Origin of the sequence: Nakamurella aerolata (assembly GCF_013002705.1) — a bacterium.
Classification (GTDB): Bacteria; Actinomycetota; Actinomycetes; order Mycobacteriales; family Nakamurellaceae; genus Nakamurella; species Nakamurella aerolata.
On record NZ_JABEND010000001.1, the window covers coordinates 466070 to 480270 of the forward strand.

Below are 14201 nucleotides of genomic sequence, written 5' to 3' on the forward strand. Positions count from 1 at the left end.
CCGACGACGAGGTAAACGTCACCGGAACGCAACCCGACCGACGCCTGGCGGCCGGCCGCCAGGCAGCTACCCGGAAACGCCGAACCGGGGCCGGGATCGATCCAACTGATCGATCCCGGCCCCGGTCAAAGGCCTTGCACGGCAGGCGGTGTCGCCCGCTCAGGCTGCTCGACAACTCGCCGAGCAACGACCGGCCGGCGGTGCCGGACGGTAGCGCCGGTGGCGACTCACTCGTTGCCGGAGAGCCGCTCCCGCAGCGCGTTCAGCTGCTCGTCGTTCACCAGCGAACCGGACTGCGCCGGCGCCGCACCCTCGTCGGCGGCGTCGTCGCCCGAGCTGGAGGTGTAGTTGCCGCCACCGGTGTCGCCACCGGCAGCCGCAGCCGCGTCGTCCTCGAGGGCCTTGGCGATCTGCTTCTGGTGCCGCTCGTACACGCCCTGGGCATCGGCGTACTGCTTCTCCCAGGCGTCCCGCTGCGACTCGAAGCCGGGCAGCCACTCGCCGGTGGCGACGTCGAAGCCCTCCGGCGGCACGAAGTTGCCCTGGTCGTCGTAGTGATCGACGACGCCGTACTGGGCGCGCACCTCGTCGAAGTCGGTGTCGGGGTTGATGCCCTCGTTGGCCTGCTTGAGGCTCAGCGAGATCCGGCGCCGCTCCAGGTCGATGTCGATGACGCGGACGAAGATCTCGTCGTCGACGCTGACCACCTGCTCCGGGATCTCCACGTGCCGGCCGGCCAGCTCGGAGATGTGCACAAGGCCCTCGATGCCGTCGTACACCCGGACGAACGCACCGAACGGCACCAGCTTGGTGACCCGGCCCGGGACGATCTGGCCGATGGCGTGGGTGCGGGCGAAGTGCCGCCACGGATCTTCCTGAGTGGCCTTGAGCGACAGCGAGACGCGCTCGCGGTCCATGTCGACGTCGAGCACCTCGACGGTGACTTCCTGGCCCACCTCGACAACCTCGGAGGGGTGGTCGATGTGCTTCCAGGACAGCTCGGAGACGTGCACCAGACCGTCAACACCGCCGAGGTCGACGAAGGCGCCGAAGTTGACGATGGAGCTGACGACGCCCTTGCGGACCTGGCCCTTGCCGAGCTGGTTGAGGAACTCGCTGCGCACCTCGGACTGGGTCTGCTCCAGCCACTGCCGGCGGGACAGCACCACGTTGTTGCGGTTCTTGTCGAGCTCGATGATCTTGGCGTCCAGCTGCCGGCCGACGTAGGGCTGCAGGTCGCGGACCCTGCGCATCTCGACCAGCGACGCCGGCAGGAAGCCACGCAGGCCGATGTCCAGGATCAAGCCGCCCTTGACGACCTCGATGACGGTGCCGGAGACAACGCCGTCCTCTTCCTTGATCTTCTCGATCGTGCCCCAGGCCCGCTCGTACTGAGCGCGCTTCTTGGACAGGATCAGGCGGCCTTCCTTGTCCTCCTTCTGCAGCACAAGGGCTTCGACGTGCTCGCCGAGCTCGACGACCTCGTTGGGGTCGACGTCGTGCTTGATGGACAGTTCGCGGGAAGGGATGACGCCTTCGGTCTTGTAACCGATGTCGAGCAGCACCTCGTCGCGGTCGATCTTGACGATGCTGCCCTCGACGATGTCGCCATCGTTGAAGTACTTGATCGTCGCGTCGATGGCGGCGAGAACGTCTTCTTCCGACCCGATGTCGTTGACGGCGACCTGGGGCGCGGTGGAAGAGACGGCGGGGACTGTGGGAACCGACATGTGGTGGGTTGCTCCGTGGGTGGACAGATGTCGTAGGGACGGGGTTGTCGAACGACCAGGGTGATGCAGGGGTACTGCGTCGTTCGCGCGCGGATGCTTGACACCGACCTTCACCCGACACACAATTCGGCACTAATCCGCCGGATCGGTCAGGTACTCCACAAGTGAGTGGCCGCTGACAGGCCGCCGCCTACTCCATGCCGAGGCGGCCCGCGCGCAGAACAGTTACCAGCGTACCGGCGGGCGGCGCTACCACGAAATCGCAGGGTCCGTCCCCGGTGACTGCTGCCCGGTTGCGCCAACTCGTCCCCGCTGGCACGTCCCCGCCGGCAGGTCGCCCGGCGAGCGTGGCCGGCGACTCGGGTTCCCCTTAGGGTGACGTGCGTGCCGCCGAACCTGCCCGATTCGACCGACCGGGAGTCGGCCGCGCGCCGCGACGACCGTCCACCCTTGACCGGTGCGGCCACCCCGGACGCCGCAGCGCCGGCCGCCTTCTTCAAGCCCGGAGACCAGGTGCGCTGGCACTACCGCCGCCCGGAGTGGACGCCGGGCACGCCGGAGACGGTCTTCCCCACCAGGGTGGTGCAGCACGACGCCGACGGCCTTGCGGTTTACCTGGCCGGCAACACCCTTGGCCTCGGGGTCCGCCGCGCCGACGGCACCGACATCAGGACCGACAAGACCACCATGTTCAGCGCATCACGCAGTCAGGTGATCGAACCGTGGTGGGTCCCGGGATTCTCCGGCTGGCTCCGACCGGAAAGCCGTGGAGCGTCTGGATCTTCCATTGGACCGCCGACGGCGGCGCCGCCGAGCCGGACGAGCGGGTGCGGCATTCCTGGTACGTCAACCTCGAGGCTCCGCTGCGGTTCGGCCCGGACGCCGTGTACAGCACCGACCGGGTGCTGGATGTGGTGATCGGCCCCGAAGGCCAGCACCGGATCAAGGACGCCGACAAGCTGGAGCAGGCGGTGCTGCAGGGCCGCTTCGGCGCCACTCAGGCCGACCGGATCCGCGCGGACGCCACTGCCGCGCTGGCCGATTTCGCCACCGGCGACGCGTGGGAGTTCGACCGACGCTGGGTCGACTGGCTGCCCGACCCGTCCTGGCCGGTGCCGACACTGCCGGACGAGTGGGCCGGCGTTCCGCTCGCACCCGAGCTGACCCGCGACGACGTCAGCGGCGCCGTCGTCCGCCGCGAGACCCACCGGCCCGACGCCTGATGGCAGCCTCCGCCGGCGCTGCCGCGGGTGACCGGCCGCTCGGCCCGACGCACCCGAAACTGATACCGGCCGATCAGCTCACTTCCCAGCGGGCCAACCGCCGCTGGTGGGACGCCGACGCCGACGCCTACCACGACGAGCACGGCGAGTTCCTTGGCCAGGCCGACTTCGTGTGGTGTCCGGAGAACCTCCGCGAATCGGACGCACAGCTGCTCGGAGCGCCGGAAAGCCTTGTCGGACAACGCATTCTGGAGGTGGGCTGCGGTTCGGCGCCGTGCTCACGATGGCTCGCCGCGCACGGTGCCCTGCCGGTCGCGTTCGACGTTTCCGCCGGGATGCTGCGGCATGCGGTGACAGCCGCCCGCAGCACGGGTGTCTGGGTCCCGCTGGTGCAGGCCGATGTGGTGCAGCTGCCGTTCGCCACCGGCGCCTTCGACACCGCGTTCTCGGCTTTCGGTGGGATTCCCTTCGTCGCCGATTCGGCCGGGGCCATGCGCGAGGTGTTCCGAGTGCTGAAACCCGGTGGGCGATGGGTGTTCTCGGTGACCCACCCGATGCGCTGGATCTTCGCCGACGTACCGGGCCCGGCCGGCATGACGGCGATCCAGAGCTACTTCGACCGCTCGCCCTACGTCGAGGTCGACGAGCAGGGTGTGCCGGCCTATGTGGAGCACCACCGCACCATGGGCGACCGGATCCGCGAGCTGGTGGCTGCCGGATTCGTCGTCGACGACGTGATCGAGCCGCAGTGGCCAGAAGGCTTCACCGGCACCTGGGGACAGTGGACGCCGGAACGCGGCGAGGTGTTTCCCGGAACCGCCATCTTTGTGGCACACCGGGGAAAACCCTGAGCAGATCCGCCTTTCGGCGGGTCAGGGTTGCCGTCGGTCCGAGTTCTTGCAACGGTGGCGAGATGACCAGCGATCCGACCCGCGGCCACCCCGGCACCGCAAAACCGTTCGACGCCAACACGAGTGGCCAACGCGCGACCGGCAACCAGCTCTCCCCCGCCGAGGAGCGCACCTGGATGGTGCTCGCGCATCTGTCCGCGCCGATCGCGGCGATTCTCACCGCCGGCTGGCTCAGCCTGCTCGGACCGCTGATCGTGTGGGCACTGTTCAAGAACCGCAGTGCCAAGGTGCGGCAGGCCGCGGCGAGCGCATTCAACTTCAACCTGGCGTTCTGGATGCTGTACCTCGTCGGGTGGATCCTGGTGTTCACCGTGATCGGGATTCCGGTGGCACTGCTGATCTGGGCGGTGATCTTCGTCGTGTCGCTGGTCTGCCACCTGATCGGGGTGGTGCGGGCACTGAACGGCGAGGTGTACCGCTACCCGTTCGGCATTCCGATCTTGCGCTGAGCTACCGCGCTGGGTTTCCCGCGCCGAGTGGCGGATCAGGGTGAGCCGGGCGGCAGGCTGGCAAGGTAGGCCAGCCCGCGCGGGGACAGCTCGTAACCTACCGGGTGAGAGATGGTCAGCCCCAACGCTTTCAGCTTGCGGATGTCCGTCTTCATCGGTTGCAGTTCGCGTCCGAGCACGGCGGCGAGCTCGGTGGACACCACCTGGGGATGGGCCGCGATCCATTCCAGAATCTGCCTCGTCCACGGCCCGCTGCGGCGTCCGGCGTCCAACTTGCTGACGGCCTGCTGCAGTTCCGCCAGCTCCGCGCCGCGTGGAATGCGTTGGCGCAGCTGCACTCTCGGGTCTTCTCCGGCCCAGCTCAGGGTGATCCGGTAAACGGTCTCGCCGCCCTTGGCGCCACGTGGCGAGCGGGTGGTCCGGTGCGGCTCCAGCCTGCTCAGCAGCTGCTCGCGGGAGGCCAACCCGGCGGCTGCCGCATCGGCGTCGGTCAGTGCCTGCGGGTCGGCGACCTCGACGCAGGCATCGAAGCGGATCAGTCCGGCTACGGTGAGCTGGGTGCCACCGACCTTGACGCGCGGCGCGTCCCACCGCCGGAACGCCAGCGTCACGGTTCCGGCCCGCACCCCTTCGGCGATCGGCTTGGGCAGCAACATCCGGCGATTGTCGCACCCGCTGGAGGTCCGCCGCCGGCGGCTTCCCGCTGGCGGCTGCCCGCTGTCGGCTTGCCGCTGGCAGCTTGCCGCTGGCAGCTGCACGGTGGCGGCGTCCGCGGCCGCGGCCCGAGCCCGCTGCCGGTGTGCCAACGAGCCGCGTCCTGCGATCGGGTCTAGGGTTCGGCTCTGGCCGGCCACTGCTCGCGGGCACTGTCCGAGGGCGCTGTCCGAGGGCGCTGTCCGAGGGCGCTGGCAACGGACGCTGCCAACGGCCGTCAGCAGCGTGGCGCCGCGCCACGAGCCAGCGGCACGGTCTGCACGCGATCGGGAAGCGAGGAGACAAGGCGATGCCCAGTCTGTGGCGTACCAAGTCGGTCGAGCAGTCCATCAAGGACACCGACGAACCGGGCCACCAGCTCAAACGGAACCTGACGGCTTGGGATCTCACGGTGTTCGGCGTCGCGGTGGTGGTCGGTGCCGGCATCTTCACCCTCGGCGCCAAGGTGGCCGCGGGCAAAGCCGGGCCTTCGGTGACGATCGGGTTCGTGCTGGCCGCGATCACCTGCGGGTTGGCTGCGATGTGTTACGCCGAGTTCGCCTCCACCATCCCGGTGGCCGGGTCGGCGTACACCTTCTCTTATGCCACCCTCGGCGAGTTCACCGCATGGATCATCGGCTGGGACCTGATGCTGGAGCTGGCGCTCGGCGCCGCGGTCGTCGCCAAGAGCTGGTCGCAATATTTAGGGAATGTATTCACCGGGTTGGACACCACGGCCGGGATCTTCGACTGGGGTGCGGTGCTGGTGATCGCGGTGCTCACCGCCCTGCTGGCCATCGGCACCAAACTTTCGGCGCGCACCAACATGGTGATCACCGCGGTCAAGGTCGCGGTGGTGCTGCTGGTGATCGTCGTCGGGTTCTTCTACTTCAAGGCGTCGAACCTCTCGCCGTTCGTGCCGCCCTCGCAGCCGGTGGAGGGCGGCGGCCGGGTGCTTGATCAGCCTCTGTTCCAGGCGATCATCGGTGAGGCGCCCAGCAATTTCGGCGCGTTCGGCATCCTCGCCGCGGCGTCCATCGTGTTCTTCGCCTTCATCGGTTTCGACGTTGTCGCCACCGCCGCAGAAGAGACCCGCAAGCCGCAGCGCGATCTGCCGCGCGGCATCTTCGGTTCCCTTGCCATCGTCACCGTGCTGTACGTACTGGTGTCGCTGGTGGTCACCGGGATGGTGCCGTACAACGAGCTGGCGCCCATCGTCGACGGCCAGCCCGATCCGGAAGCGGCAACGCTGTCAACGGCTTTCGCGACCGTTGGGGTCACCTGGGCGAGCAAGGTGATTGCCATCGGCGCGTTGGCCGGTCTCACCACCGTGGTGATGGTGCTGATGCTCGGTCAGTCCAGGGTGATCTTCGCGATGTCCCGCGACGGCCTGCTGCCGCGCAGCATGGGCACGGTGAACCCGAAGACGGGCACCCCGGTGCGGATCACCATCGGTGTCGGCGCGGTGATCGCCGTCATCGCCGGGTTCGTTCCCACCTCCGACCTGGAGGAGATGGTCAACGTCGGCACGCTGTTCGCGTTCGTGCTGGTGTCGATCGGCGTCATCGTGTTGCGCAAGACGCGCCCCGACCTGCCGCGCGGTTTCCGGGTGCCGTGGGTGCCGGTGCTGCCGATTCTGTCGGTGCTGGCCTGCGTCTGGCTGATGCTGAACCTGGTGACGTTCACCTGGATCCGGTTCCTGATCTGGATGGCGATCGGCGTGATCTTCTATTTCGTTTACAGCCGCAACCATTCCAGGGTCGGCCAGCGCGAACGCGGGGACGGGCTGAAGCTCACCCAAGACCAGTACCGGGCCGCCCGGCAGAGCTTCGAGGGTGGCCGCGACAACTGACCGTTGGGGACGAGAAGCAGGACTGGCCGCCGCCAGCGCCGTCACCTGCACGCCGCTACCTCGCGCACCCTTCGGCACGTCGCACACCCACAGCACGGATGCCGGTGTGCGACGTGCCAGACACTGCGCGAACCGGGCCCCGGCGCTGACAGCCACCCGGCCGCCGCGATCCGGCCAGGCACCCGCGAGCACAACCGTTCCAGTACGTCACAACCCTTCCAGCACGCGGAAACGGTTGTGACGTGCGGAACCAGTTGTGATCGCGCCCAGGACGAGCATGCCGCCTCTCCCCCAGCACCGGCCGCTCCAACCGCGCACGGAGTTGCCAGCGCCGTCACCTGCACGCCGCTACCTCGCGCACCCTTCGGCACGTCGCACACCCACAGCACGGATGCCGGTGTGCGACGTGCCAGAACCTGCGCGAACCGGGCCCCGGCGATGACAGCCACACGGCCGCCGCGATCGGGCCAGGCACCCGCGAGCACAACCGTTCCGGCACGTCACAACCCTTCCAGCGCACTGAAACGGTTGTGACGTGCGAAACCAGTTGTGATCGCGGGCGAAGCTGCGCCGACTGTGCTCGCGGGCGGGCCGTTACGACACCGCCCACACGACAGGGCCGTTGACGACACCGCCGCTACGACACTGCCCCTACGACACCGCGGCGTCGAACAGGTGCCAGCGGTTCTCGCTGCCCAGCGTGATCGACTGCAGCTGCTTGCCAGTGGTCAGCGGCACCGTGGCCGCATAGACGGCCACCTTGTGGTCGCGTGGCTGGGTCGCATTGGCCGGGCGGTTGATGTACGGCGCTACCGCCAGCGTGGTGCTCCCCGGTTCTGGCTTGGCATTCCACCAGTCGGCCAGGGCGACCGTGCTGGTGTTGGAGCTGCCGTCGCTGTAGTTCAGCGTCACCGGGATGGTCGCGACCCCGTTGTTGGCGGAGCCGAGAATGGTCAGGGTGCTGCCCGAACCGCTCAGCAGAATGGTCTGACCGTTGGCGTTCACCATGTTCGGGGTGCCCGGATCGGCTGTGGGCCAACGGGTTCCGCCCGGCTGTGCACTGCCGGGGGTGAGCCCGACGGACGCCAGTGCCTGCGCGGAATAGCTGTAGCCCTGGCCGTCGAAGTCGCCCGGCGCCTGGTTCGCGTCGTCGGTGATGCCGACGGTGTTGTAGGCGTCGGCGACTGACAGGTACGGCACCTGGACGGTGGTGCTGACCTCGCGGGTCTTGCCGCCGGCGTAGCTGGTGCCGGCGGTGAGCTGGTGACCACCCTTACTCGCGTCGGCGGGCACGCTCACCTGCCAGGTGGTGGTCAGCGACTTGCCCGCCGCCAACACCGGCACGCTCGCCGGGGTGGTCGGGCTGGCCTTCCAGCCGGAAGGCACCTGCAGGGTGTTGGCCACCTGCCGCACCGCCTTGGGCGAATCGTTGACGAACGTCGTGGTGGCGGTGAAGCTCTTGCCCGCGGTCACCACCTTTGGCGTCTCGAGCGAGGTGTAACGCAGGGTGTCCTGCTGCTGCACCGACATGGTGGTCTGCAGCGGCAGATCCCTGGACGAGGTGCCAACGAACAGCCGGTAGTCGCCCTTGAGCAGCTGCCACTGCTGCGCGTCGGTGTTGAACACGGTGGCGTCGCGACCCTGGATGCGCAGCTGCACCACCCGGGACCGGCCGGCGCCGAGGGTCACCTTCGCGGTGGCCACCAGACGGCGCGGCGGCTCCTGACCGGTCGGGTCGGGCACCTGCAGGTAGGCCTGCACGGTTTCGGTGCCAGAGCGCTTGCCGGTGTTGGTGACCCTGGCCAGCACGGTGGCGGTGCCGTCCTTGGTCAGCGGGCTGGCGACCCGCAGGTCGGAGAGCCCAAAGGTGGTGTAGGACAGGCCATATCCGAACGGGTACAGCGGCTCGATCTGCTGCTGGTCGTACCAGCGGTAACCCACCTGCAGCTTCTCGGAGTACTCGACCCGACCGCCAACGCCGGGGAACCGGGCCGGATCAGCGGCGGGAACGTCGTCCAGCGACTTCGGGAAGGTCACCGGCAGCCGGCCCGCCGGGTCGACGTCGCCGAACAGCACCGAGGCGATGGCGTTGCCGCTCTGCTGACCCGGGTACCAGGCCTCGATCAGGCCGGCCACCTTGTCCACCCAAGGCATGGCCACCGCGGAACCGGTGTTCAGCACCACGACGGTCTTGGGATTGGCGGCGGCCACCGCATCGATCAGCTCGTTCTGGTCGGCCGGCAGATCGATGGTCTTCACGTCGGCGCCCTCGGTGGTGGGCAGCGCGGCGTACACCACAGCGACGTCGGACTTCTTGGCCAGCGCCACCGCTTCGTTCTGCAGATCCTTACCGGGGACGACCCAGCCCAGCTTGGCCCTCGCGCCGCCGGCGGCCTGGTAGAACTCGACCTGGACGTCGACCGGCTGACCTGCGGTCAGCGTGACCTTGCCGGTGACGGTGCGGGTGGCACCGTCCTTCCAGCTGTCGATCACGGTGCTGCCGTTGATCTTCAGCCTGGCGCCGTCGTCGATGGTGAGCGCCATGATGTATTCGCCGGTGGTAGGCGCGGTGAGGGTTCCGCTCCAGCGCACCGAGAAGTTGGTGGCCGGGACGCCAGGGGCCGGTGAGCTGTTCCAGGTGTTGTCGATCTTCGGCTCGTTGCGGGTGACGACCGGGGTCCCGGACAGCGTCTTGTTGTTGTAGTACTGCGCGGTCAAGCCGTTGCCGGTGCCCGACTTCGGCTTCAGCGCCTCGGTCGGAACGGCGGGCGATCCACCGTCGGCCTGCGCGGTGCCCTGCGCGTACTCCACCGAGATGCCGGAGCCGGCGCGGTCTTTGATGCCGTCGAACGGAGTGACGGTGCCAGTGCCGGCGACCGCCGCGCTACCGCCGCCACCGGACAGCGTGCCCTTGCCCGCGCCGGCGCCGATCACCGCGATCGATTGCGGCGCAGCGGTTCCGGAGGACGCGAACGGCAGCACCTTGGCGCCGTCGACCGGTTCGTTGCGCAGCAGCACGGTGCCCTGCTCGGAGGCCTGCTTGGCGAACTGCACGTGCGCGGGGGTCGATGCCTTGGCCGATGTGGAGTTGGGGCTCGGGTTGTCGACAAGGCCGAACCGGAACATCTGCCGCAGGGTTCGGCTGACCTTGTCGTTCAGCTCGCTCTCCGGGACGGCGCCCCGCTGCACCGCGGCCTTGAGGGCGTCACCGAAGTAGGTGGAGCCCGGCATCTCCATGTCCAGGCCGTTCAGCGCGGACGGAACGGTGCTGTGGGTGCCGCCCCAGTCCGAGGTGACGAACCCGTCGTACTTCCATTCGTCCTTGAGAATGCCGTCGAGGTAAGCGTTCTCGCAGGCGAACTGACCGTTGATGACGCTGTACGAGCACATCGCCGACGACGGGTTCGAATCGTCGATGATGTCTTCGAAGGCCTTGGTGTACATCTCCCGGACCGTGCGGTCGTCGACAATCGCGTTGTCCGCCATGGTGTTCCGGTAGGTCTCTTGGTTGTAGACGGCCCAGTGCTTGACCTGGGCCATTACGCCTTTGTCCTGGATGCCGTCGATGGTGCCCGCGCCGATCTGTGCGGTGAGGTACGGGTCTTCGCTGTAGCTCTCGAACGCCCTGCCCCAGCGCGGATCCCGGACGATGTTGACGGTGGGACCGAGGTCGACGTCGGCGCCCTTGCTCTTCATCTCGGCGCCGATGACGCTGCCGTACCGGCGGGCGATCGCCGGGTCGAAGGTGGCGGCCAGCGACACCGCGGCGGGCAGCTGGGTGGTGTCCTTCATCCGGACGCCGACCGGGCCGTCCTGCAGTTTCAGGTTGGGGATGCACAGCCGGGGAACGCCGAGGACGAGCCCGGTGTAGCCCTGGCGGTCGGACTGGCCGTGTACCAGCTGGATCTTTTCGTCCAGGGTGAGCTGGTCGACCACCTGCTTGACCTTTTCTTCGGTCGGTGCCGTGGAACCGACCCATGGGCAATCCCCCGCGGCGGGCGCTGCCGCCGGGCGGGCGACCGGCCCCTGGTCGGCTGCCGGCGTCGACGGCGCCTGCGCGAGCACGGGTGGCAACACCCCAGCGGTCAAGGTCAGCGAACACGCAAGTGCGGCAAACATGCGACGGTGCATGACTTTTCCTCCATCGGCGCAGCGATCAGCGTCGGTTGGTCGTTCGAAGTGGTTCTACCTTCTACTGACCAACACCGGATGTCAATCACGTCAGCAAAACGCTATTTCAGCCTAATGATCAGCATTAATCACCAACGCTGTGCCGCGAATCAGATCCGGCCTGGTCCCGATTTTTTACGGACAACGGAAGTATTTGGCCACCGGTTGCCGCGGTCGGATTTGCGGTGTTCTCGGAGCCGATCACCCTGCCAACACGCCAACGCTGCCAACGCTGCCAACACCGCGCAGGCCGCCCCGCTGTTGACGAGCCGCGGTTCAGTAGGCGGGAGTTCGGTGGGCGCTGTTTCAGTGGGCCGCGTTTCAGTGTGCGGCGTCGTCCCAGTTCTTGCCGACCCCGACGGAGACGTCCATGTCGACGTCGAGCGAGTAGGCCCCGCCCATCTCTTCCCGCAGCACCGTGGTGACCGCCTCGGTCTCGCCGTCGGCCACCTCGCAGACCAGCTCGTCGTGCACCTGCAGCAGCAGTCGCGAGCTGAGCTGCTCGCGCTGCAACCGATCGGCGACGTTGATCATCGCCACCTTGATGATGTCGGCGGCACTACCTTGGATCGGCGAGTTCAGCGCGATGCGCTCAGCCGCCTCGCGGCGCTGACGCACGTCGCTGGTGAGATCGGGCAGGTATCGACGGCGGCCGAAAACGGTTTGCGTGTAGCCGTCTTTGCGGGCCTGGTCGACCGCGGCCCGCAGGAAGTCGCGGACTCCGCCGAACCGCTCGAAGTAGGCGTCCATCTGCTGTTTGGCCTCGTCGCGGCTGATCTTCAGCTGCGCGGCCAACCCGAACGCGGACAACCCGTACGCCAGCCCGTAGCTCATCGCCTTGACCCGGCGGCGTTGTTCGGCGGTGACCTCGTCCAGCGGAATGCTGAACGCCCTCGACGCCACAAAGGTGTGCAGATCTTCGCCGGAGCGGAAGGCCTCGATCAGCCCGGCGTCCTGCGACAGGTGCGCCATGATCCGCATCTCGATCTGCGAATAGTCGGCGGTCAGCAGCAGCGCATATCCGCCGCCGGGGATGAAGGCCTTGCGGATCTGCCTGCCCTCTTCGGTGCGGATCGGGATGTTCTGCAGGTTCGGATCGGTGGACGACAGCCGCCCGGTGGCCGCGATGTTCTGCAGGTAGGTGGTGTGGATGCGGTACTGGCCGGATCCGGCCTCCCGCAACGACTTCTGCAGTCCCTCGATGGTGGTGCGCAGCTTCATCACGTCGCGGTGCCGCAGCAGGTGCGCAAGGAACGGGTGCTCGGTGGTCGCGTACAGATCGGTGAGCGCATCGGCGTCGGTGGTGTAGCCGGTCTTGGTGCGCTTGGTCTTCGGCATGTCGAGTTCGTCGAACAGCACGGTCTGCAGCTGCTTCGGCGAACCGAGGTTGATCTCTTTGCCGATCACGTCGTAGGCCTGCTGAGCGGCGGACACCACCTCGGCGGAGAACTCGGCGTGCAGTTGGCCGAGATAGTCGGCGTCGACCGCGATGCCGGCGCGCTCCATGCCGCCGAGCACCCGCATCACCGGCAGCTCCATGTCGGTGAGCAGATCGAGCTGCCCCGACTCCTCCAGTTGCGCCGCCAGCACGTCGGCGAGGTCGAGCACCGCGCGGGCCTCGACCATCAGCGCGACGTCGGCGCCGGCGGAGTCGCCGCCGGCGTCCGCCTCGTCGATCAGCGACAGCTGCGCCGGCTCGGCATTGTCGGCCTGCAGGGTGCGGTGCAGGTAGCGCTGCACCAGATCACCGAGGTCGAACGAGCGCTGGCCCGGCAGCGCAAGGTAGGCCGCCAGCGCGGTGTCGCTGACCACACCGTCGACCGGCCAGCCCCTGGCGATCAGCGCGTTGATGGCCGGCTTCAGGTCGTGACCGACCTTGGGACGGGCCGGGTCGGCCAGGTACTCGGCAATCGCCGCGTCGTCCGCGGCGTCCAGCTCGGTGACGTCGACCACCGCGCCGGCGCCGTCGGGCGCGGCGAACGCCAGGGTGTTGACGTCTCCGGCGCCGGCACCGAACTGCCCGCGCACCACAAGGCCGATGCGGTCGGCGCCCGCGTGCTCGGTGAGCCAGGCACCGACCTCGCCGGGACCGAGCCGCCCGCCGGTGACCTCGAAACCGCCCTCGATGCTGGTCTCGTCGGCCTGGTCGAAGATCTCCAGCAGCCGCTCCCGAAGCACCCGGAACTGCAGGGTGTCGAAGATGGCGTGCACGGCCTCCCTGTCGTACGGCTGGGCGACCAGGTCGACAGCGGGATCGGCCGCGACCGGCACGTCCCTGACGAGCTCGGTGAGCCTGCGGTTCTGCAACACGTTGGAAAGGTTGTCGCGCAAGGCGTTTCCGGCCTTGCCCGGGACCTGGTCGACCTGGTCGACCAACGACGTCAGGTTGCCGTACTCGCGAACCCACTTGGCCGCCGTCTTCTCGCCGACGCCGGGAATGTTCGGCAGGTTGTCGGAAGGATCGCCGCGCAGCGCCGCGTAGTCGGGGTACTGGGCCGGGGTGAGGCCGTACTTGTTCATCACCTCGTCAGGGGTGAACCTGGTCAGCTCCGACACTCCCCGCTTCGGGTACAGCACGGTGACCTGGTCGGACACCAGCTGCAGGGCGTCGCGGTCTCCCGTGCAGATGCGCACGTCGAGGTTCTCGCTGGTGGCCCGCACGGTGAGGGTGGCGATCACGTCGTCCGCCTCGTAGTTCTCGGCCTCGAGCGTGGGAATGCGCAGCGCCTCGAGCACCTGCTTGATCATCTCAACCTGGCCGCGGAACTCATCAGGGCTGGCCGAGCGGTTGGCCTTGTACGCCGCGTACTCCTCGCTGCGCCAGGTCTTGCGGGACAGGTCGAAGGCCACCGCGACATGGGTCGGTGCTTCGTCGCGCAGCAGGTTGATCAGCATCGAGGTGAACCCGTACACCGCGTTGGTCGGCTGCCCCGTTGTGGTGGAGAAGTTCTCCACCGGGAGCGCATAGAACGCGCGGTAGGCGATCGAGTGCCCGTCCACCAGCAGCAGCGTGCCGCCCTGGCCCTTGGCTTGCGTCTGCTCGCCCAGGGGCTGCTCGGTGGACGCCTGCGGTGCGGTCGGTGCGCTGCTGGTTGTTGCTGCCACCCCGCGAGTGTAGAAGTGCCGGCCGACATCACGGCGCCGCGGCTCCCGCCTCCGGCCACGGCTCCCGG

At 68.2% G+C, this 14201-nt stretch carries 8 protein-coding genes; 4 read left to right on the top strand and 4 right to left on the bottom strand.

From position 1 onward, the window contains the following. Nucleotides 1-227: 227 nt before the first annotated feature. On the bottom strand, nt 228-1730 hold the full coding sequence (gene rpsA / locus HKD39_RS02040) for a 30S ribosomal protein S1 (protein WP_171198140.1): 1503 nt from the start codon (nt 1728-1730) through the stop codon (nt 228-230). Nucleotides 1731-2269: 539 nt separating this feature from the next. Here rpsA and HKD39_RS02045 point away from each other — a divergent pair. The 3 genes from HKD39_RS02045 (at nt 2270) to HKD39_RS02055 (ending at nt 4313) form a co-directional block, all read left to right on the top strand. Next, a complete protein-coding gene (locus tag HKD39_RS02045) occupies nt 2270-2953 on the top strand; it encodes a ribonuclease FAU-1 family protein (RefSeq protein WP_484549461.1) in 684 nt (227 codons plus the stop codon). Next, a complete protein-coding gene (locus HKD39_RS02050; protein ID WP_171198142.1) occupies nt 2953-3804 on the top strand; it encodes a class I SAM-dependent methyltransferase in 852 nt (283 codons plus the stop codon). The genes HKD39_RS02045 and HKD39_RS02050 overlap by 1 nt, the downstream gene beginning before the upstream one ends. A gap of 62 nt (nt 3805-3866) precedes the next feature. Further along, nucleotides 3867-4313: a DUF4870 domain-containing protein gene (locus tag HKD39_RS02055; protein WP_171198143.1), complete on the top strand. Its 447-nt coding sequence runs from the start codon at nt 3867-3869 to the stop codon at nt 4311-4313. Between the two features lie 35 nt (nt 4314-4348). Here the strand turns inward: HKD39_RS02055 and HKD39_RS02060 are convergent, their stop codons facing one another. Further along, on the bottom strand, nt 4349-4969 hold the full coding sequence (locus tag HKD39_RS02060; protein ID WP_171198144.1) for an ASCH domain-containing protein: 621 nt from the start codon (nt 4967-4969) through the stop codon (nt 4349-4351). Between the two features lie 347 nt (nt 4970-5316). On the opposite strand from HKD39_RS02060, the gene HKD39_RS02065 reads away from it, so the two are divergent. After that, complete coding sequence (locus HKD39_RS02065; protein WP_171198145.1) at nt 5317-6858, top strand: amino acid permease; 1542 nt, start codon at nt 5317-5319, stop codon at nt 6856-6858. Nucleotides 6859-7509: 651 nt separating this feature from the next. Here HKD39_RS02065 and HKD39_RS02070 read toward each other — a convergent pair. Then, the gene (locus HKD39_RS02070; RefSeq protein WP_171198146.1) at nt 7510-10977 is read right to left on the bottom strand and encodes a glycoside hydrolase family 3 C-terminal domain-containing protein; all 3468 of its coding nucleotides are present in this window, start codon (nt 10975-10977) and stop codon (nt 7510-7512) included. A gap of 372 nt (nt 10978-11349) precedes the next feature. Continuing rightward, nucleotides 11350-14076, bottom strand: a complete 2727-nt coding sequence (gene polA, locus HKD39_RS02075) for a DNA polymerase I (protein ID WP_246231933.1) — start codon at nt 14074-14076, stop codon at nt 11350-11352. Between the last annotated feature and the right edge of the window lie 125 nt (nt 14077-14201).